Below are 20,632 nucleotides of genomic sequence, written 5' to 3'. Positions count from 1 at the left end.
CTACCGGAATGCGCCGTATGTCGCAAGGTAAGCATATCGTGATCGTTCACGGCTATGGATCGGCTCCCGGGAGGAACTGGTTTCCGTGGCTGAAGGCTGAGCTGGAGAGACGCGGCTTTTCGGCCGATGTGCTGCAGCTGCCTGATGCCGCCGCTCCTTGCCTGGATGCATGGCTGGATTGCATCGCTTCCCATGTCCGGGATTCCGGTTGCAAGACGTTTTTTGTGGCGCACAGTCTCGGATGCATTTCCTTGCTGGGCGCATTGCATCGGCTGGAGGTAGGGAGTCGTTTCGGCGGAATGGTGCTCGTTTCAGGGTTTTCACGCCCCGTGGAAGGGTTGCGCGAGCTGGATGCCTTTGCGAATCAGGAGATTGATTTCGCTCGTTTGGCGGCGATGTCCGGCAGAACCGTGGTGATTGCCGCCGGGGACGATCCTGTGGTTCCGGCTGCTGCGACAGAGGAGCTGGCGGCCAAGCTGCACGCTGAGTTCATTCTCTGCGAGCATGGCGGCCATTTCATGGATAGCGACGGTTTCAAGGAATGGCCGTTCCTTCTCGCCCGGATCGAGGAGGTTCTGTCTTCCTCGCGCTGCCGGAGCGGGACATGATGCGCCGCTCCGGCGTGATTTTCAGCCTGTTCAGGGGCGGAGAAGCGAGGTCATGCCCTTGGAGACGTTTTCCGTTTTCGGGCTGCCTTGCTGCCATTCCACCTTGACGGCGGCGGATGCCGCCGTGTTGACGTGGACTTCGGAGACGTATTTTTCCGACGGCGTGACGATCCATGTGTTGCCTTCCTTGCGGACTTTACCGTTCCAGACGGTGGGTTTCCCCTGTGCATCCAGAATCAGCCATGCCGTTTGCAGGGCGTGTTCGGCAAGGCATTTGAATATTTCGTGTACGTCGTTGTCGCAGGAACCTCCCTGATGGTCGACTCCGTACTGGTAGTTGTAGCCGAAGACGGGGGTGGCATAAGGCGCTTTCCACCATTGGGAGATCATGGGGATGTAGGTTTCACCGACGACTTCGACCGAGCGGATGCCTTTGCCGGGTTTTTCCGGATTCGGCTTGAATACATCCGTGCGGATGCGGGGGTCGACCATGAAGGCCCACGAGAGTTCTCCCGTTTCCGGGTTCAGGAGGTTCGCACAGGCTCCCAGTCCGTTCATGGCTTGTTGCAGGTAGTCTGTTTTACCTGTGAGGCGGTAGAGGTCGAAGAGTCCGTAGAGTCTCCATGCGGTCCAGCCGTGCGGGGATCCGATCATGTTTTTGCACCACAGAACGTCGTACTGGGATTCCCAGAAGCGCAGGGAGCTGTTGTTCATGCGGCTGTCCGGCTGTACGAGCTGAGAAAGGCAGCGGTGTTTTTCAACGAGTTTTTCGGCGGCTGCGATGTATTTCGCCCGTTCTTCGGGCTGGGCGAAATGGCGAGCCCATGCCGCAAGCTGGGTGTAGGAGCAGGAGATCATGCCGTCTTCGAAGGTCATTTCCCCTTCGGTTTCGATGTTGTCAAGGTGGAGGGCAAGTTCATCGACCGCTTTCCGGACGGAGTCGCGGTGGCGTTCGAAGCGTTCTTTCCAGACGGGAGAGGTACGGGCGAGTTCCTGCTCCGCCATCATGACTTCCATGATGGATTTGGCAGGGTAGATTACGCAGGTGTAGTGGGTGCGCCCGGAGCGGTAGGCGCCATCCGGCTTCTGGGTGGCTAGGATGAAGTCGCACAGTTTGGCTGCCCGCTCAAGGTCCTGAATGTCTCCGGTGATGCGGTAGCGTTCCATGAAGAGGGAGGCGGCGCAAGCGTGGTTCTGGATGCGGTGGGGCAGGGCCGGAGCCGTGGGTTGCATGGTCGCGTAGTCGTACATGGTGGGGAACAGTTCGTTGAAGTCCTTGTCGATCTGCGCGTCCAGCTCCTTGTCGGGATTCAGGTGCCTCCATTTGAAGGAGGGGAAGAAGCCGTACCAGCCTTCGACGTGGCTGCCAGCCTTTTGCTTGGCTTTGACGGTCCATGCGCGGGAGCCGTCCATGTACCATGACCACGGCTGGCGGACGGTGATGACGGTTTCGGAGGTTTTGCCTTTGCCGTTTTCGATGGCGATGCGGTAGAATCCCGGCTCCTTCGGTGCCTGCCAGAGGATTTCCCTGTCTTTGGCTTCAGGCAGGGCGATGTTTTGTCCTTTGTGCTGAACCGTGGCTTTGGAGTGATCGGCACCCGCAAGGTGCAGGCGAATCTGCTCGCCGGGTTCGACGGTGTAGCGGTCGGCTGTGAGGTAGGAGGCATCCGTGTAACGGGAGGCACAGGCGGGCACTTCTTTCAGCGAGGGGATGGGTACGAGGTAGATTTTCCATGTGCGTTCTTCGCCGGGTTTGAGTTCGTTGGAGGTTTGCGGGGAGCGGGCGGGCAGGGGAGCGCCCGCCAGCAGGTTCAGGTTGATGCCGTTGATGCGATGGCCTCCGTTGTTGTAGTTCAGGCTCCATGCAGGGATGGCATCGGGGGAGAAGATGCCTAGGATGCTTCCTTCCGGCGACATGGCGTAGCCCCAGAAGTGGGTTTTTTCACAGCGGAGGAAGGTAGGAAAGTGTTTGGTGTTCCATTGCGGATGGCTGATCATGCATGTGTCGATGCCCAGTGTGAGGGCGAGGCTGTCGGGCGTCACTGCCGTTTTTCCCTTGTTGGCGACGGTGACGGTGGCGGCAAGGGCTCCCTGTTCGACGCCGTAGGAGATGCCCATTTTGAGGTCGCCCTGTTGAGCGGCAAAAGAGGGCGCATGCCCCGGCTGGCGGACGAGGACCGGGACGGTCTGGCGGCCTTGGGCATCGGTGATGCGGAAGGAGGGGCCTCCCCAGGCATTGTTGAACATGTCGATGCGCTGCTTGCCGAATTGAAGGTTCGTGATGTGTCCGGTTTGGGGGGCAAATGTGGCGGAGACGCCGTCTTTCTGCAGGGTGTCGGTACGTGCCGCGTTCTGGGAGGAGGGGGCGGTTTGTGCCGGAGAGGATTCGGCTGCCTGGGGTGTTCCCGCGAGAGGGAATGCCAGGCTGCCTGCAAGTAGAGGTGCCATGAAGAATCGGGACATATGTTACATATACGGAAGCGGGCGGATGTTCTTTCAGTTCAGAGGGAAGGTTTATCGGTGGAACCGTTTTTCGCCCGTTGATGTCCAATGGAATTCAGGACGGATGGCAATATGTCGCAAATCGTCTTTTTTTTCCTGTCGCGGCCCGGTTTCGTGCTTGCTGTTCCTTGCTAGGCTTTGTATAGTACGCCCGGTCGCGGCGCCATGGTGGCGCCGTCCGATTTCATTTTCTACTTATATTAATCCGATGATTCCTGCTACTGCTCGTGTGGCCATGCTGACTGGTCCGAAGTCCGTCGAAATGCGTTCGTATTCCATTCCCGAAATTTCCGATGACCAGATTCTGGTCAAGGTGGAAGCTTGCGGTATTTGCGGTACGGACGGCCATGAATACAACCGCGATCCCTTCGGCCTCGCTCCGGTGGTGCTCGGCCACGAAGGTACGGGCGAGATCGTGAAGCTCGGCAAGAACTGGACGGAAGATACGGCCGGGCGTCCGCTGAAGGTAGGCGACAAGATCGTGACCTGCATTCTTCCCTGCGGCAAGTGCGATCCCTGCAAGAATATGCCGGGCCGCGTGAATATGTGCGAGAATGTGGGCGTGTATGGCCTCATTCCCGACGACGATGTGCATTTCAACGGTTTCTTCGGCGAATATATTGTGATCCGCCCGGGTTCGACTGTGTTCAATGTGAGCGATCTGACGCTCGACCAGCGTATTCTGGTGGAACCTTCCGCCGTGGTGGTGCATTCTCTCGAACGTGCGAAGACGACGGGCCTGTTGAATTTCAGCTCCGTGGTGCTGGTGCAAGGTTGCGGCCCGATCGGCCTGCTGCAGATCGCCACGCTGCGCACGATGGGTATTGAGAATATTATTGCTCTGGACGGCAATGATTCCCGCCTTGAGATGGCCCGCAGCATGGGTGCGATGAAGGGGATCAATTTCACGAAGTACGACGGTATCGAAGCGATCGCCGAAGCTGTGAAGGCAGCCAACAACGGACACTTGGCCGATTTCGTGTTCCAGTGCACGGGCGTGGGCGCAGCCGGAGCCAATGCATGGAAGCTGGTGAAGCGCGGCGGCGGCCTGTGCGAAGTGGGCTTCTTCATGGATGGCGGACAGAGCGTGATCAACCACCATTACGATATTTGCAATAAGGAAATCACGGCCGTCGGTTCGTGGCTCTACACGCCGCAGGATTACGTGATTACGTTCGACTTCCTGAAGCGTGCCTATGGTATCGGCTTGCCGTTGACCGATCTGATTTCCCATCGTTTCAGCCTGGACAATATCGTTGATGCCTTTGAGACGAATGTTCAGATGAAGGGTATCAAGGTTGCGGTGATCGTCGAATAATCCCGGTTCCGTTTTTACGGTTTTTCAAGACCTCCGGTTTCCTTCCGTACCATGTCGGTTTCCTTGCCTGGAACAGTCGTGTGTGCTTCGGAGCCGGAGGTTTTTCGTACCCGCCGGTCGGAGTGCGCCGCTTCCATTCCCTCTTTTGCATGAGTGCCGTTGTTCAGCCGTTTGCCGTGGCGCCGGAGGCATTGCCGACGGTAAGCCGTTCGCCCCGCGTGGCGTGGGTGGATATCGCCCGCGTGATTACGATGCTGGCGACGATGCTGACGCATGCGCCGACAGTGATGTCGATCAAGCAGGGGATGTGGTTCACAGGATCGGGCCGGATGTGCCTGCTGTTCGTGGTAGCCGGGTATTTCATGGCCCGCAGTTGTCCGCCGGGCGTCTGGTTTCCCCAGTTGAAGCGCGCATGGCGCATGATTGCCGCCTATGTGCTGCTGATCGGCCTTTATATCATCTGCCTGGGGTGGACGAGGTTCTGGATGTGGCAGGTGCTTGATCCTCTGGCGGATGGCGATTGGGAGGAGCGGCTGGATGTGCTGATGCACGTGTTCGGTATCGGAGATCAGCCGCCGGGGCCGTTCTGGTTTTTGAGGGATTTGATCCTGCTGACTCTGGCCTGCGGTTTTCTGGCGGCTCTGGGACGCAGGAGGTGCCTGTATCCGCTGATTATCGCCTGCCTGTGTTTCGGGCAGGGCTTGGCCTGCAACCATTTCATGATCGACGGCTATCAGGTGATTCATCCCCGGGAGATCGCCTTTTTTGCACTCGGCATCAGCCTGACGTCGATTCCCCTGACGGCGATTGCCTCTTTTCTCCGTAGGCAGAGCTGGTGGATCGTGGGGCTGTTTGCAGTGGTTTTGTGGTATGAGGCGAAGACTCTGCCGCATATGTCCCATCTCGGGATCGTCTGCTATATCGGCGCGACGTGCGTTGTGGCTTTGTGGATCGAGCAGCTTTTTCCCCGGTTTGCCCGGTGGATGGCAAGCTTGGGGCAGACGGTGTTCCTCGTGTATGTGCTGCACATGCTGGTGATCAGCCTGCTGGTGTATTTGCTTCCGTTCGATGTGCAGGATGCGTCGTTCCCGAAATGGTGCTGGTTTTTCGCCGTACCGGCGATTTATTTGCTGATCCATTATCTGGGGATGGGCATCAAGCGCGTGAGTCCGGAGCTTTTCGATCTGCTCGCGATTCGTCCGCCGCGGAACGCCGCCAAATAAAAGGCCCGCCTTGTTGCAGGCGGGCCGTCGGGAAAGACCGGATGGAGAGGTTCAGACCTCGGGGCGTTCGCGGAAGAGTTTGGCGACGCGTATGTATTTGCACGCGTGGTCGTAATTGGCCTGTTCGACGCTTTCGTCGAGTGTTTTGACGACTTTTGCCGGAGAGCCGAGGACAAGGGAATGGGGGGGGACGATGGTGCCCTTGGTGACGAGTGCATTGGCTCCGACGATGGAGCCGAGGCCGATGACGGCGCCGTCCAGGACGGTGGCACCCATGCCGATGAGGCATTTGTCTTCGACGGTGCAGGCATGGAGTGTGACGCTGTGGCCGACGGTGACATATTTACCCAGATGGCAGCCATAGTCGTCCGCGAGATGGACGCAACAATTGTCCTGAATATTGGAGCCTTCGCCGACGGTGATGCTGTTGATGTCGCCGCGCAGGGTGGTGTTGTACCAGATGCTCGCGTCCTTGTCGATGCGAACCCGGCCGATGAGGTCGGCGCTGGCGGCGATGAATGCGGTGGGATCGATGGAAGGAGTGTGTTCGTAAAACTTCTCGATAGCCATGAGTGAATGATACGCTCCGCCCGGCGGGTTGGCGATGATGCAGTCTGTCATTGGCCGTGGGTGGTGCGGAGGTGACAACAAGGGGCCGCAGTTGCCTACGGCCCGCCGGGAAATGAGTGCTGCCGCGTGGCGTCAGCGGTTTTGCCGCCCTTCGTTGTCCGGAGTGATGCGGATGTCTGTTTTTGCTCCTTCCAGTCCCGGCGACGAGACGGTGAGGGTGGCTTGCCCGGAGGCGTTCCGCCTGGATCGGAGGATGACCTGCGCCATGCCGTTGTATGCTTTGATGTGCATGGTTGTCTTTTTCTCCGGGTTGGACATGGTGGTGAAATCGGTGGCATCGCCGTTGCAGATGCCGACGATGTCCGCCGGGCCGTCGATTTGGAAGGTCAGGTCGTTCTTGGAGCGCGGGACGATGTCGCCGCGTTTGTCCCGGATGGTGACGGTGAGGTAGGAGAGGTCGCGTCCGTCGCCGCTGATGGTGGAACGGTCTGCTTCCATGGCGATTTTCTGCGGTTCTCCGGTCGTGCGGACGGTTTGTTCTGCCCAGGGTTTGCCTCCTTTTTTGACGACGGCTTTGAGTTCTCCCGGCTGGTAGTTGACGTCTTTCCACACGAGGCGGTAGCGGTCGTCGTCCGCCTTGCCCTTTTTGCGGGTGCCGAGGGACTGGCCGTTCAGGAAGAGTTCGGCTTCATCCCCATTGGTGTAGAGGTGGACGGGGGTGGGCTCGCCTTTGCGCTCTTCCCAATTCCAGTGGGGCAGGATGTGGGCGACAGGCTGCTCGTGTTTCCAGCGCGCCTGATAGAGGAAGAAGCGGTCTTTCGGGAATCCGCAGAGGTCGACGATGCCGAAATAGGAGCTGCGCGAGGGAGCGCGGTGGCCGAGTTCCTGAAGTTTCTTCATGTAGGCTTCGCGTTCGGTGGGCGACGAGAAGTTGAGGGCGTTGGTGGCGTCGCGGTTGTAGGGAGTGGGTTCTCCGAGGTAGTCGAAGCCCGTCCAGACGTATTCGCCCGCGACTTTGGCGGAGTCGTCCTGCCCGGCGAATTCGATGTCGGGGCGGTTGGCCCAGCCCGGGGCGTAGAGGTCGTAGGAGCTGACCTGGAAGTTGAAGAAGCCTTTGGATTTGTCCCAGTCGACGGGGAAGAAGTATTCGCCGCGCGAGCTGACGCAGGAGGATGTTTCACTGCCGAAGAAAGGCTGGTTGGGCCGTTTTTGGCTGAATTTTTTGTATTCCCATGGCTTGTAGTTGTAGCCCAGCACGTCGAAGGTGTCGCCGAAGCCGTTGTAGCCTGCTTCGGGGATGCTGCATCCGACGCCCACTTTGCGCGTGGGGTCTTCCCGGTGGAAGAGTTCCGTCAGGCGGCGGGAGGTTTCGAGATGCTGCGGTTTGCGATGGTACTGTTCATGCACTTCGTTGCCAGTGCTCCACAGGATGACGGAGGGGTGGTTGCGGTCGCGGCGGCAGAGGTGGATGAGGTCGCGCTCGTGCCAGTCGTTGAAATACCGGTGGTAGTCGTTCGGTTTTTTGAGTTCGCGCCACATGTCGAACAATTCGTCGATGACGAGGATGCCGTGGCGGTCGCAGAGGTCGAGCAGTTCCGGTGCGGGCGGGTTGTGGGTCATGCGGATGGAGTTGGCTCCCATTTGCTTGAGGATTTCAAGCTGGCGTTCCAGTCCCCGGGTGTGGACGGCGGTGCCGAGCGGGCCGAGATCGGAGTGCTGGCAGACGCCCTTGAGTTCGACGCGCCGTTCGTTGAGGTAAAAGCCGTCGGGCCTCCATTCGATGGAGCGTATGCCGAGGGGTGTCAAGCGGGTGTCGACTGTTTTGCCGTCGATTTTGACGGTGGTGCGTACGGTGTAGAGATGCGGGTTTTCCGTGTCCCAAAGCGTGGGGTTGCCGACAGTCAGGCGTCCGGTGACGATTCCTTCCTTGCCGGGGGCGAGCGGCTGCCCCTGGGATTCCGCCCGGGCGACGACCTGAAGGCCGTCCGTCGCATCCCGGATGTTGTCCTGCGTGGGGCTGGATGTGTTGCCTCGCGGCATCGGTTTCAGGATTTCCTGTACGACGACGGGGGTGACGGTTTTTCCGGTGGTGTTGGCCACGGTCGTGTCGACGTCGACAGTGGCCTGCTGCGTGGATACCTGAGGAGTGCGCAGGTAGATGCCCCAGTGGCCGATGTGGACGGGGGCGGCTTCGGTGAGCCAGACGTGGCGGTAGATACCGCCGCCGGGATACCAGCGCGAGGATTCCGGCGGATTGTCCACGCGGACGGCAACGGTGTTCGGCTGCCCGTAGCGGAGGAAGGGGGTGATGTCTACGCGGAAGGAGGTGTAGCCGTATTTCCATTCTCCGGCGAGTTGGCCGTTGACGTAGACTTGAGGTTTGGACATGACGCCGTCGAAGTCAAGGAAGAAGCGCCGTCCCTGTGCATCTGCGGGTACATTCCATGTTTTGCGGTACCAGCCGATGCCTTCCCACGGCAGTTTGCCCGTTTCATTGGGAAGGTCCATGCGGAAGGGGCCTTCGATGCCCCAGTCGTGCGGGAGGTCGAGGGTACGCCATGCCGCGTCGTTGAAGAGCGGCGAGCGGGGATCCTTGGCCTGTTCTTCGGACGGGACGAGGGGGGCGATGCGTTTGCCGTCCGCATCGGCGAGTATGAGTTCGCGGACGCTGGCCCAGTTTCCGTTGCCCGTGCCGAAGACGGTGAGTTTGTAGTATCGGTGTTTGCCTGTTGCCGGGACGGTATCGCGGGTTTCGTTGCCGCTGCCGTTCCGTTTGTCTGCGATGGCCGTCCATTGCTTGCCGTCGGCGGAGCCTTCGAGAAGAAAGCGGTGGGCGAGTTTCTTTTCCCAGTCGATGGAGACGGTTTGCGGCGAGACGTCCGCTCCCATGTCCAGAATGATGTGGTGTCCTTCTCTGGCGTCGGCGGCGCACCAGCGCGTGGCGGGGTCTCCGTCGATGGCGTGGGCGGCCAGGTTGGCCTTTTCCGAGCTGTCGGCGCTGATACTGCCTGCGGCTCCGCCGGGTTCGGGGGTGATGGAACCGTCCGGCATGGTGCCGAAACGCGAGAATTTCCACCCGTAGTCGAACGACGCGGTGCGACCCGGTCCGGACGGGTCGGCAAATGCCTGGGAGACGGTCAATGCCGTCAGGCAGAGGATGCTGCGGGAGAGGCGGGAATACATGTCTTCCTCTTTACTGGCCTTCGGTGCGGTTTCTTTCATGCGATGTCATGATCCGCTGTTTTTGTCACATTTCGAGGTGTGTTTTGCCTCATGAAGACGGGATACTGCCGGGAATTTTCCGTTTCGGCAAAATGATGCCGCAGGATCGTCTAAAAAGTAGGATTATTCTTCATAAAAACGTTGACAGTATGGGGGCTTCCCCGTACACTGCGCGCATGCGAACCATATTTCCTATTTCCTTAGGTTTGGCGTTGTTTGCATGCGCTGCATCTGCCCAGGAAACAACACCTTCCGCTGACAAATCTTCTGTTCCGGCCGCTGTTGTTCAGCCCGCTTCCGAAGAATCGAAGACGGATGCCGCCATGAAGAAGCTGATTGCCCTGCAACAGGGGGTGAATGATCTCCTTGAGGATATCAAGGATAAGGCATCCGCCGATGCAGCTGCCGAATCTTTGGTGAAGAGCAAGCAGGAAATGAAGGCGATCGTGGACGGGATGCCGAAGGAGCTGACCGAAGAAGAAAACGTTCATGTGGAACAGGTTTATACTCCCCGCGTGGATGAGCTGGCCGCCGAATACGCCAAGCTGGTGGCCGAATTGAAGACGAAGAATTTTTACGATTCCGAAGCTTTGACCAAAGCCTTGAATCAATAACATTTTTCAGAAGTGTTGGTAAAGGCCGTTTGCCTGCTTTTCAATATTTGTCTGGGAATTGCAGGGTTCCGTGAATTGGGTTTCGATTCATGGTTCGGTTCGACGATGTCGATGGTATTGGCCTCGGTGTGTGCCGTGGCGTTTTCCCTGCTGCTGCTTTACGTGTTCGGGCGCAAACCTGCCCGGCGGTGAGAGTTTGATGAATCAGGCGCAGGTGCGAGGCATGGATATGCCTTGGCCTGCGTTTTTTACCTTTTGCCCGCCGTGAGGATGAGGGGAATGGTACAGTCGTGGATGTCGTGCGGAAGGGTGTCCTGCATTTGTTCGGGGAAGGCCGTGGAGACGAGCCGGGCCTGCCGGCAGAGAGGCAGATAGCGGTCATAATAGCCGCCTCCATAGCCGAGGCGGTTACCGTCTTTCGTGAAGGCGACTCCCGGCACGATGATGAGGTCGGCTGCCTCCGGTGCGAGGAGCGGCAGAGCGGGTTTCGGAGCGAGAATGCCGAGAACGCCCGGCTCGAGGTCTTCAACCGGGTTCCGGACGAGGTGGAAGGCGAGTTTGCGCCCGGGCAGGCACAGGGGGAAGTGGTAGCGGTGCTGCGGATGATCCTTCAGCAGGGGCATGAGGTCGACCTCGTGTGCCAGCGGTGCGAAGAGGCAGATGTTCAAAGGGGTGTCGCCGGACAGCAATGGTGCGAGCCGGGTTCGCAAGTCGGCTGAATAGTGTGCGCGCGTTTCGTCCGGTAGGGCTTTGAGCCGCGAGAGGACAGCCCCCCTCAGTTTCTGTTTGAGTAGGGCTGTGGAGGTTTCGGGCATGGCCGGTTCAGCGGGATTGGCGGCCGAACAGGGCAAGCATGCGGCCCGTGTTGCCTTGCTCCATGCGGTAGGAGTAGAAGGTTTCGAGGTCGGCAGCCGTATCGAGCCCGCTATCCGTGATGTTGGCCGGGAGGATGCCGCATGCCTCAAGCTGCGAGGCGATGGTGCCGGGGATGTCCATTTCGTAATGGGGCGGCCGGATGCACGGGGAGATGACGGCGATGCAGTCGGCAGGCTTTACTTTCAACATGCTGCGCATGCCGTGCATGGCGGACGCGACGATGTTGTTTTCCGTGCCGACCTTGCCGGAGTGGAGCAGGGCGCGGGAGCCGGTGACGGTGTCGTAGATCCAGACTGCGGCGCAGTCGGCCACGTAGATGCCGAGGCAGCAGTCTGCGACGCCGGAGCAGAGCAGGCCGTCTACGCCTTCGACGGGGTAGGAACAGCCGATGTCACCGACGAGGGCGACTTTGTTGCCATGCACCTGCTGGGCGCGTCGGAGGTCGATGGGGTTGATGCCGTCTTCCCTGAGGATGCGGTCATGTTCGGGTTGCAGGCGTGAAAGCATTGTCGCCCGGTCCGTCGTCGTTTCAATACCGGGAATCCGGGTGATGAACTGGGCGTAGTTTTCGGGGTATGCGTTCAGACCACGAAGGTACGAAGGCGTGTTCATATGCGTGTGTGTTCAGGAAAGGGTCAAATGGCGCTGGCTCCTGGAAAGGGCGGAGGCAGCGGGAGCAATGGTCGCTTCCGTGTCGACGGGGGCGTTGCTCATGATGTCGGCCAGATCGCGGGCGATGTTGGCACGCATGCGTTCGACGAGTTCCGCGCCTTGTTTGGTGATGCGCACCATGATTTTGCGGCGGTCGGATACGGCGGACGTGCGGGCGGTGAGGCCGAGCTCCTGCAATTTGTCCACCATGCCGGTGGATGCAGCGGTGGAATGGCCCATCATCTTGGCGATGCTGCTCATGGAGAGGCAGTCTTCACTGGCGAGATAGGCGAGGAGGAAGAATTGGGGGTAGGAGATTTTGTCCTGGCTCAATTCGCCGGAAAGGCGGAGGATGCATGAACGCTGGGAAAACAGGATGAAGTCGGCAAGTACCTGTGCATCATGGGCTGTTTGTGTTCCTTTTGTTTGCGTGCGCGTAGCTTTCATGTCGGGGTTCCCTTGAGTCGGATATTACGGAAATCCTGATGATTAGGCAAGGCGAAAATTTTCGGTTTTCCGAAAGAGTCGGAAATGAAAACGGAGGGGGCAAAGGATGTGGCAGCGGTTATGCCGGCACCTGTACCATATCTTGTATGATGCCTGTTTTTCACCATGTTGCAAAAAAGATGCGAAATGAGGGAAAGCAGGGTGTTTTTACGGTTTTCTTCAGCTCCAGGCATTCCGGATGCGGTCGATTTCGTCGCCGTCCATGTGCGGGGCAAGGCGGTGCAGCATGCGCTGGAAGTATTCCGGGCGGGTCCATCCGTGCAGAGGCTGGGGAACGGGTTTAGCATATTGCCAGGTGGGTACGGGGAGGATGAGGTCGACGATCTGTTCGGCTTTGGGGGCGATGCGGCAGAGTGTGCCGCAGATGTCCGCATGGAGGCCGGGATGGGCCTTAAGGCAGTCGAGCAGCCATTCGCAGCTCAGGGCGTTCGGCGTGGCATCCAGCTCGGCAAGCCATGTGCTGAGGGTTTGTTCGTTTTCCTGGCTGATGACGGTGCGGAGGACGGGCAGGAAGCGGAGGTCGCTCAGGCTGAGGGTAGAATCGAGCAGGGGCGTGCGTGAGGGAAGGGGTTCGGCGGTTTCCGGCAGGGGCATGGAAAGGAGGTTGCAGAGTTCTTCGATGCCGGTGAATCTTTCCGCCGCAGTAGGCGGGGCGAGGGTGGCGATGAGGAAGGCGGCGTGGCGCCGCAGGGAGGCATCGGGATCGGCCAGAGCGAAGCAGAGGAAGGCTCGCCAGCCGTCGCCCTTGCGCTGGACGATGAAGCGGGAGAGCTGGGAGAGGCAGCGGAGGCGTTCCGGCGCTGGGGTGTAGCGGACAAAGTGGGGGTAGATGCCGAGGCTGTATTCAACTTTGTCCGTGTCGTTGCAGGTGGTGAGGCCGTAGGCGATCATGGCGAGGGGCCATTGGGAGGCTCCGATTTCATGCAGCCGGACAGGGTCCATGACGAGAGCGGCAAGGCGGCGAAGTTCGGAGAGCGAATCGGTCTGATCTTGAAAAAGTCCCATGCGCCTATCTATTACTTTCCTCCTTGGAAGGCAAGCCCAAACTTCATTGTTGACACGCGGACTCTCTTTCCCTAGGCTCGGCGGAGTTCGCATGAGTGCTGCCATCCGCCGTTCCCGCCGCCGCCGCTTGCGGCCCGACCAGCTTCTTTTGCTGCTTCTGCTGGGGCTTGCATCCCTGCTGTGGGAGCATTGTACGAACGATGCCTCGGATACGAAGGTTTCCCCGGCTGCCGTCGAGTATTCTTCGGACGATTTGGGGCCGGAAGGCAGCCGTGTGGATGTGCCTGCCGCCGGAAAGCCGCTGCGGTTCATGATGTATAATGTGCAGAATTATTTCGTAGCGGGCGAGAGGCGGCGCGCTTCGTACCCGGTTTCGATGAAGTCCGATGAGGCGAAGGATGCCGTGGCGGATTGCATCGCTTCGGTGAAGCCGGATGTGATCGGCCTGGCGGAGGTCGGGGGCAGGGAAGCGCTGAATGATTTGTCTGCACGGTTGAAGAAGAGGGGTATGTCCTATCCTTATGCCAAGGTGCTGGAGAGGGACGGCGAGGACAGGGCTTTGGCCTTGTTGTCCGCGCATCCTCTGGCGGCGGATGATTCCCGCGCGAATTATCCTCTTTACGGGGATCACCGGAGGCAGATGCTGCGTGGGATTCTCGATGTGACGGTGAAGCCGGAGGACGGCCGCCTGTTTCGCATTGTGGGCGTGCATTTGAAGTCCCGGGTGTCGGAGGATCGTGCGGCAGCCGCCAGTCTTCGCAGGCGCGAGGCGGAGACGGTGGCCCTGTATCTGGCCCGGCTGATGCGGAGCAAGCCGGGGCTGCCTGTCGTACTGTTCGGAGATTTCAACGACGGTCCGGCCGATTCCGCCGTGAGGACGCTCGGTTCGGGCAATTCGTCGTCCGTCCCGATGGAGCGGCTGAATCCGAAGGATTCGCGCGGGGAGGCATGGACGATTTATTACAGGCCGGAACATGTGTACCAGACGTTCGACCATATTTTCGTGAACCGTGCGTTGAAGGAGAGGCTGGGGGACAGGAGCCGTTCCGGCGTGGTGGATATTCCCTCTGTGAGGAAGGCGAGCGACCACCGCCCGGTTTGGACGGATATCCGGTGAAGAGGCCGGTTTCGCCGCTTCCGGCGGTTGACGCCGCCTTCCGTTTGTTGTATGATGTCTGCCTACGATGAGTTTACGCGCACGACTTCAGGAGATTCTGCCCGGCCTTCTTCCACGGGACAGCGAGCATGCCATCAAGGGCACCGAGCTGATCCGCCTCGTGCGCTCCGTGCTGGGCGACGAGTATTCCGACCGTTCCTACCGTTCGCATTTTTCGTTCATGGTGCTGGATCCCGATTCCTGTCTGGCGCGCGTCGAGAACGGACAGGGGTATTATTTCAAGGATGCGGAGCAACAGGCCGATTCCCGTTCCCTGCATCCTCTGTTCGAGGCGGGTGCGGCTTCCAAGGCGGAAGGGTACGATCGTTACCACAAGGCGCTTGCCCTCGTCGTCAGGTCGCTGGATACGGCCGGGCTGGGCGTGTTCGTGTACCCTTCGCAGGATGATTTTTCGTGGTTGCATCCCGATGTCGTGGCGGTGCAATGGTCCGAGGGGCATTGGGAGGAAGATGCCTTTGTGATGAATGAGGAGGTGTGCCGGGCATGGGCGGATTCAGGAGAGTCTCCGCTTTCGTACCGGAGCATTTGCCTGTCTTTTGCCGAGGAGAGTAACCGCCGCGCTTTGTTCCGCGCCTTGTCCGCCGGGTTGTGGGCGCAGGAGTGCGAGCTGGTGCTGGTGGGCGAGGCTCTGGCTCAGGAGGAAGAGGATGAGCTGCGCCTGTGCGCTTCGCAGTACGGTGTCGGGATTTCCCAATGGCTGCTGCCGGACGGGCTGCTGGAGAGGCTGCCGAGGGCGGACGAGATTTTCCGCGCCGGACGGGAGGAGGCTCTGGCGCTGGTGGAGCAGATGCACGTGCGGCGGATTGCCGTGCCCCGGTATCGGGCGGAGGCGGCACACGTTTTCGCCAATCTGGATCAGACGGATTTGCAGGCGATGTATTACTGGACATGGGGATGCCTCGACAGGGGGCGCGTGGAGCCGTACGAATTCCGTGTGTCGGTGTCCTGAATGCAATGTTGGTGGCATGCTGCTGCGTTTTGGTGTTGCCGTGCGGGCCGACGGTGTGCGATAATGCATCAACATGAAATTTTCAGGTTTTTGGAAGAAGTTAGGAGTTGTTTGCTGCCTGAGCGGCATGATGGCCGGGGCGTTGTTTGCTGCTCCGGCCGATGCCGGACAGGAAAAGGTCTATCCCGAAAAGTCGATTCTGGTGCAGGATTTCGGCAACGGGAGCCGCAAGTTGCTGACGCCGCGTGCTGTGTACACGGGGCCGGATGGCAGGATGGTCGAGCTGATCGGGGCGGTGCATGTGGGGGAGAAACAGTATTACAAGGATTTGGAAGCGATTTTCGGGCAGTGCGACAAGCTTTTGTTCGAGATGGTGGGCGGCGAGGATATTCCCCGCATCGGTGAATTGCAGCGTAAACTGAAGAGCGGCGGGATGCTGACTGCCGAGGAGGAGAAGGAGATGGAGCAGATGCTCGTCAAGGCACAGAAAGTGCGCGATGACGAGAATGTACTCATGAAGCTGCTCGGGCCGATGTACGCGACCATGGCGAGCGCCTTGGGCATGGTTTCCCAGAAGGACGGAATCGATTATTATGCGCACAGTACGTTTGTGCATGCGGATATGACGGCGGCGGAGTTCGATCAGGAGTTGGAGAAGCGCGGCCAATCGATATGGTCCGAGGTGACGTCGATGTCCGATCGTCAAAAGGTGAGGGACAGTATGGATATCGATCTGCTGGGTATGGCGGGAGCTTTGTTGAGCGGAAATTACCGTTATTTGAAGGGGGAAGCGATTAAGCTGATGGCTTCGGCCGAGGTAGGCGGCAAGGCAGAAAAATGGTCGGTGATTCTGGATGGACGCAACGAGAAGTGTTTCGAGGTGTTCGATTCGGTGAATAAGGACAAGGAGAACAAGCATATCGGTATTTTCTACGGTTCCGCCCATTTGCCGGGTATGCACCGGATGCTTCTGGACCGCGGGTTCAAGCTGGACAAGGTGGAATGGCTGGTGGCCTGGGATACGGAGACGGTGCCCAAGTAAGGATGCTGCCCCGTTTTTTGCGCGGCTGGCAGGCTTTTTGTTTGCCTTGATTGCGGTTGTTGTGTCACGATAGTGCCATGTTGACATCTACCTTGATGAAGAAATGGCTGTTCGGGCTGGGTGCTTTTGCCGTGTTGTGCGGCGGGTCCCTGTATGCCGGACAGGATGCCGATACGGATGCCTATGTCGAGAAGGGGCTGAAGGTGGTCGATCGCGGCGAGGGCAGGATGCTGCTCCAGATGCCGCATGCGTTCTATACGGGGCCGGATGGCAGGCAGGTCGAGCTTCTCGGCGCGGTTCATCTTGCGGACAAGAAGTACTACGATCATCTGAATGAGCTGTTTTACGATTACGACAAAGTTTTTTTCGAGATGGTGGGCGGTGAGGATATTCCCCGCTGTGCGGCCCTGATGCAGAAGGTGGAGAACGGCGAGGGGCTTTCCCTGCCGGAGATGAAGGAGCTGCAGGATATCATGAACAGGCAGCAGGAGAGCGCCCGCAAGTATTTTCTGATGGGGTTGCTCGAGCCTTATTACGATGCGCTTGCGGGAATGCTCGGTTTGGCGACGCAGTCGGAAGCCATTGATTACATGAGTGCGGGCATTTTCGTGCACGCGGATATGTCGTTGAAGGAGTTGAAGTCGGCCATGGAGAAGAAGGGCGAGTCGTTCGTGAAGTTCATGCTGATGGATTTCATGTCGGACGATGAAGAGAAGCCTGCGTACGAGCCGGATCCGGTGCTTTTCGTGGCGGCCCTGTTGAGGAAGGATACGCGTTTTCTGCGTTCGGAGCTGATCAAGGTGATGGCTTCCGAGGAGGAGAAGGAGTCCATGACGGATTCGGTGATTCTTACCGGGCGCAATGAGAAGTGTTTCGAGGTGTTCGATGCCGTGATGAAGGAGCCGGGGAATAACCGCGTGGCTATTTTTTACGGAGCATCTCACCTGCCGGGTATGCACAAGATGCTTTTGGACCGCGGGTTCAAGCTGGACAAGGTGGAGTGGATGACGGCCTGGGATACGGACGCCAAGCCTTGACGCCTGAAGATGTTTTTTTCATGAGCCGCTTCCGGAAGAGGGAGCGGCTTTTTTGATGTGCCTGCCGCGGGGAAGATGCGTAAAGCCCCTGCGCCGGGCGAACCGGGCAGGGGCTTTGCGTGAAGGGATGGACGAAGGCGATCAGAGTTCCTGAACGACGATTTCGTGCGTCTGGCCGCCGATGTTGAGCGTCATCTTGTTGCCGTTGATGATGGCGGAGCATCCTGCGGTGGTGACCGGAATGGAAGCGATGGAGGCCGGAGCGGGGGCGGGCTTGGCCGTGGGCGCTTCGGGTTTCGGCTTGTTCGGGTTGTAGTAGTCTTCAAGCTGCTGCGGGAACATGGCGTAGATGACACATGTTTCGTCGTCGGTGGGGAGTCCCTTGGCGGCGAGTTTGGCGCGGAGGTCTTCCATGCCGGGCTTGATGAGGTCGGCCGGGCGGCAGGTGATCGGTTCCTTGCCCATTTTTTCGGCGCAGAGTTTCTGCACGTCGGGGTCGACGGGAGCCGGGGTGTGGCCGTAGTAGCCGAGGGCGATGTCGGCAGCCTGCGGGGTGATATTCTTCCAACGGCCGAATTTGACGTTCATCATGGCCTGTACGCCGACGATCTGCGAGGTCGGGGTGACGAGCGGGATCCAGCCGAGAGCTTTGCGGACGACGGGGATTTCGGCGAATACTTCGTCGAATTTGTCGCTCATGCCCTGTTCCTGAAGCTGGGTGCGGAAGTTCGAGAGCATGCCTCCGGGTACCTGGTAGCGCAGCGTGTCGGAGTCCACCACTTCATTTTTGTGGGAGGTGAATTTGCTGAGGCTTTCGTAGATGGGCTGGAGCATGGCCTGCACTTCAACGAGTTTTTCCGCGTCGTATTCGGGGCAGCGGGGGTTGCCCTTGAGGAGTGCGAGCATGCGGAGGCAGTCCGGCTGGCCAGTGCCGTTGGCAAAGGGGGCGATGGAGACGTCCACAGCTCCGGCTCCGGCATCAATGCCGGCGATGAGGGTGGAGGCGCCGAGTCCGGCGGTGTCGTGGGTGTGGATCCACACGGGGATGTCGACGGCTTTGCGAAGTCCGTCGACGATGGCGAAGGTTTCGCTGGGCGGGATGAGGCCTGCCATGTCTTTCAGGACGATGGCATCGGCTCCCATGGCGGCGATTTGCTTGCCGAGTTCGACGAAGCTTTCGACGTTGTGGACGGGGGAGGTGGTGTAGCAGATGGTGCCGTGTGCCTGCGCCCCGGCGGCCTTGGCGGCGCGGATGGAGGTTTCCATGTTGCGCGGGTCGTTGAGGCAGTCAAAGATGCGGAAGATGTTCATGCCGTGCTTGACGCTGCACTTGATGAATGCTTCGACGACGTCGTCGGCATAGTTGGTGTAGCCCACCATGTTCTGGCCGCGCAGGAGCATCATGTGCGGAGTTTTGGGGGCTGCTTTCTTCAAGGCGTCGAGTCGGTCGAAGGGAAGTTCTCCAAGGAAGCGAAGGCCTGCGTCGATGGTGGCTCCGCCCCAGGTTTCAAGCGCGCTGAAGCCCATGCCGTCGAGAATGGGGGCAATGGGGAGCATCTGCTCGGTGGACATGCGGGTCGCGGCCAAGGACTGGTGGCCGTCGCGGAGTACTGTGCAGTTGAATGTAACTGGTTTCATATAATCAGGATTGAAAATTCGCCTTGAGGGCTTTTTCTTCTGCACTCAGCATATACTATCAGGATATGCTGAGTCAAGCTGTTTCGGTCGATTGTCACCGATATTTTTGGAATTGTTCTAATAAATAGATTGGAGGCAGTGACGTGCCGGTTTTATTCTTCCGGTCGTCCCGTGTCGGGACGCGAGAAGTGCCGTTCGGCGCCCTGATTGATCATGCGGGCCACTTCGTGAAGTTCGAGAGCAGAGGTGTCGAACTGGTCGTGCGCCGTTTCTTCGTACATGGGGCGGCGCGTGGCGAAGAGCGTTTTGAGGCGTTCCGCCGGGTCGACGTTGTGCAGGAGAGGCCGGTTGTTGGCCCGTGCCGTGCGCTGGATCAATACGGGTACATCCACATTGAGCCAGACGTTGTATCCGAGCTGCCGCAGGAGGGTGCGGTTTTCCGGGCGGATGACGATGCCTCCACCCGTGGAGATGATGTAGGATGCATCCGTTTTTTCCTGAACGAGGTAGCGCAGGAGGGTGGTCTCGAGTTTGCGGAAGTAGTCTTCGCCTTCGTCGCTGAATATGTCTGCGATGTTTCTGCCGAGTTGTTCTTCGATGACGAAGTCGGTATCCAGAAAGGGGGTGCCTCTCAGTTTGCTCAGTTCACGGCCTACGGTCGTTTTGCCGCAGCCCATGAGCCCGATGAGGATGATGTGCCGATGGCGGTTATGGCTTCCTGATGGTGACATGGTGAAGTGGCTGAGGCACCCCGCGGGCAGGGAGATTGTCCCGTCCCCCGGGCAGGTTTGGATACTCATGGCTCAATGTTGTTCGAGCTCTATTTCTCCGGTCAATTCGATGTCGCCTTCGAAGACGAACAGCGCCGGGCCGGTCAGGGTCACATCGGTGAAGTTGAGTCCGTCCCGTTTGAAGCCGATGGAGAGCGTGTCGCCTCCGGCGACGTCGAGCTTGATGGGGGAAGGGGCATCGGTCAGGGCTGCGTGGAGCAGGGCGGTGGCGGTCATTCCGGTGCCGCAGGCGAGCGTTTCGTCTTCGATGCCGCGTTCGTAGGTTCGGATCTGGAGGTGCTGCGGGTTGAGGATGGCTGCGAAGTTGGCATTGGTGCCGGCGGGCGAGAATGCCTTGTGGTACCGGAGGTAGGAGCCTGCCTCCACGATGTCGAGATCTTCCACGGAAGGGAGGAAGACGACGGCATGAGGTACGCCCGTGTTGATGAAGTGGACGGGTGCCAGTACGGTGTCGTCGGCCGGAAGGACGTTGATTTGCAGGTCTTTCGGCGTGGTGAGGCTGATGGTGATGTTGCCGTCGTCTTCGAAGCGGGCGCGTATGAGGCCTGCGGCGGTTTCAAAGCTGATGTCGCCGAGGTCGCCGTCCGTCAGGGCGGAAGCGAATGCGGCGAAACATCTGGCTCCGTTGCCGCACATGTCGGCTTCGCTGCCGTCGGCGTTGTAGTAGCGCATGCGGTAGTCGCCCTGGCCCCGGGAGGGTTCGACGGCGAGCAGGCCGTCTGCTCCGATGCCGAAGCGGCGGTTGCAGAGCGCTTCAATGGTTTCCGCATCAAGGTGCGGCGTGAGAGAGAGATCGCGGTTGTCGACCATGACGAAGTCGTTACCCGCCCCCGTCATTTTGTAGAAGTGGAGAAGCATGATTGCTTATTATACCATCAATGCTCCGGATGGCAAGCTGTGAG

At 59.3% G+C, this 20,632-nt stretch carries 18 protein-coding genes; 8 read left to right on the top strand and 10 right to left on the bottom strand.

Translation table 11 applies throughout. From position 1 onward, the window contains the following. The first annotated feature begins 17 nt into the window (after positions 1 to 17). Positions 18 to 608: an RBBP9/YdeN family alpha/beta hydrolase gene (locus AC781_RS01645; RefSeq protein WP_067772425.1), complete on the top strand. Its 591-nt coding sequence runs from the start codon at positions 18 to 20 to the stop codon at positions 606 to 608. Positions 609 to 638: 30 nt separating this feature from the next. On the opposite strand, the gene AC781_RS01640 is transcribed toward AC781_RS01645, so the two are convergent. Then, positions 639 to 3,056, bottom strand: a complete 2,418-nt coding sequence (locus AC781_RS01640; protein WP_141675678.1) for a hypothetical protein — start codon at positions 3,054 to 3,056, stop codon at positions 639 to 641. A gap of 262 nt (positions 3,057 to 3,318) precedes the next feature. Between AC781_RS01640 and AC781_RS01635 the strand changes: the two genes are divergently transcribed. Together AC781_RS01635 and AC781_RS01625 are read left to right on the top strand one after the other, a co-directional pair. Further along, on the top strand, positions 3,319 to 4,428 hold the full coding sequence (locus AC781_RS01635; protein WP_083076373.1) for a zinc-dependent alcohol dehydrogenase: 1,110 nt from the start codon (positions 3,319 to 3,321) through the stop codon (positions 4,426 to 4,428). Positions 4,429 to 4,577: 149 nt separating this feature from the next. Next, positions 4,578 to 5,651: an acyltransferase family protein gene (locus AC781_RS01625; RefSeq protein WP_141675677.1), complete on the top strand. Its 1,074-nt coding sequence runs from the start codon at positions 4,578 to 4,580 to the stop codon at positions 5,649 to 5,651. A 51-nt stretch (positions 5,652 to 5,702) separates the two neighbouring features. Here AC781_RS01625 and AC781_RS01620 read toward each other — a convergent pair whose 3' ends face one another. Then, positions 5,703 to 6,272, bottom strand: a complete 570-nt coding sequence (locus tag AC781_RS01620; RefSeq protein WP_245741047.1) for a gamma carbonic anhydrase family protein — start codon at positions 6,270 to 6,272, stop codon at positions 5,703 to 5,705. Between the two features lie 81 nt (positions 6,273 to 6,353). After that, positions 6,354 to 9,443, bottom strand: coding sequence for a beta-galactosidase GalB (gene galB / locus AC781_RS01615; protein ID WP_245741046.1), 3,090 nt, complete (start codon positions 9,441 to 9,443; stop codon positions 6,354 to 6,356). A gap of 8 nt (positions 9,444 to 9,451) precedes the next feature. Between galB and AC781_RS14180 the strand changes: the two genes are divergently transcribed. Further along, the gene (locus AC781_RS14180; RefSeq protein ID WP_218107246.1) at positions 9,452 to 10,057 is read left to right on the top strand and encodes a hypothetical protein; all 606 of its coding nucleotides are present in this window, start codon (positions 9,452 to 9,454) and stop codon (positions 10,055 to 10,057) included. A 248-nt stretch (positions 10,058 to 10,305) separates the two neighbouring features. Here AC781_RS14180 and AC781_RS01605 read toward each other — a convergent pair whose 3' ends face one another. The 4 genes from AC781_RS01605 to AC781_RS01585 all read right to left on the bottom strand — a co-directional run bounded on the left by AC781_RS01605 (position 10,306) and on the right by AC781_RS01585 (position 13,096). Then, a complete protein-coding gene (locus AC781_RS01605) occupies positions 10,306 to 10,872 on the bottom strand; it encodes a 5-formyltetrahydrofolate cyclo-ligase (protein ID WP_067772407.1) in 567 nt (188 codons plus the stop codon). Positions 10,873 to 10,879: 7 nt separating this feature from the next. Beyond that, on the bottom strand, positions 10,880 to 11,545 hold the full coding sequence (locus AC781_RS01600) for a purine nucleoside phosphorylase YfiH/LACC1 family protein (protein WP_067772405.1): 666 nt from the start codon (positions 11,543 to 11,545) through the stop codon (positions 10,880 to 10,882). Positions 11,546 to 11,557: 12 nt separating this feature from the next. Next, positions 11,558 to 12,031 carry a MarR family transcriptional regulator gene (locus AC781_RS01595; protein WP_067772403.1) on the bottom strand — a complete coding sequence of 158 codons (474 nt, stop codon included), beginning with the start codon at positions 12,029 to 12,031 and terminating at the stop codon, positions 11,558 to 11,560. 219 nt (positions 12,032 to 12,250) lie between these two features. Beyond that, positions 12,251 to 13,096, bottom strand: a complete 846-nt coding sequence (locus tag AC781_RS01585) for a hypothetical protein (protein WP_067772393.1) — start codon at positions 13,094 to 13,096, stop codon at positions 12,251 to 12,253. 91 nt (positions 13,097 to 13,187) lie between these two features. Between AC781_RS01585 and AC781_RS01580 the strand changes: the two genes are divergently transcribed. The 4 genes from AC781_RS01580 to AC781_RS01565 all read left to right on the top strand — a co-directional run bounded on the left by AC781_RS01580 (position 13,188) and on the right by AC781_RS01565 (position 17,301). Further along, on the top strand, positions 13,188 to 14,213 hold the full coding sequence (locus tag AC781_RS01580) for an endonuclease/exonuclease/phosphatase family protein (protein WP_067772390.1): 1,026 nt from the start codon (positions 13,188 to 13,190) through the stop codon (positions 14,211 to 14,213). Positions 14,214 to 14,280: 67 nt separating this feature from the next. After that, positions 14,281 to 15,222: a hypothetical protein gene (locus AC781_RS01575; protein WP_067772387.1), complete on the top strand. Its 942-nt coding sequence runs from the start codon at positions 14,281 to 14,283 to the stop codon at positions 15,220 to 15,222. A 73-nt stretch (positions 15,223 to 15,295) separates the two neighbouring features. After that, positions 15,296 to 16,264 carry a TraB/GumN family protein gene (locus AC781_RS01570; protein WP_141675675.1) on the top strand — a complete coding sequence of 323 codons (969 nt, stop codon included), beginning with the start codon at positions 15,296 to 15,298 and terminating at the stop codon, positions 16,262 to 16,264. Between the two features lie 77 nt (positions 16,265 to 16,341). Continuing rightward, entirely contained in the window at positions 16,342 to 17,301 is a 960-nt protein-coding gene (locus tag AC781_RS01565; RefSeq protein ID WP_067772381.1) for a TraB/GumN family protein, read from the top strand. A gap of 141 nt (positions 17,302 to 17,442) precedes the next feature. Here AC781_RS01565 and AC781_RS01560 read toward each other — a convergent pair whose 3' ends face one another. The 3 genes from AC781_RS01560 to dapF form a co-directional block, all read right to left on the bottom strand. After that, positions 17,443 to 18,939, bottom strand: coding sequence for a pyruvate carboxylase subunit B (locus AC781_RS01560; RefSeq protein ID WP_067772378.1), 1,497 nt, complete (start codon positions 18,937 to 18,939; stop codon positions 17,443 to 17,445). Between the two features lie 152 nt (positions 18,940 to 19,091). Next, positions 19,092 to 19,739: a shikimate kinase gene (locus AC781_RS01555; protein WP_083076366.1), complete on the bottom strand. Its 648-nt coding sequence runs from the start codon at positions 19,737 to 19,739 to the stop codon at positions 19,092 to 19,094. A 3-nt stretch (positions 19,740 to 19,742) separates the two neighbouring features. Continuing rightward, entirely contained in the window at positions 19,743 to 20,588 is an 846-nt protein-coding gene (gene dapF, locus AC781_RS01550; RefSeq protein ID WP_067772375.1) for a diaminopimelate epimerase, read from the bottom strand. Between the last annotated feature and the right edge of the window lie 44 nt (positions 20,589 to 20,632).

This window comes from Neoakkermansia glycaniphila, from assembly GCF_001683795.1.
Taxonomy (GTDB): Bacteria; Verrucomicrobiota; Verrucomicrobiia; order Verrucomicrobiales; family Akkermansiaceae; genus Akkermansia; species Akkermansia glycaniphila.
This window is presented reverse-complemented; position numbering and strand designations above follow the sequence as displayed.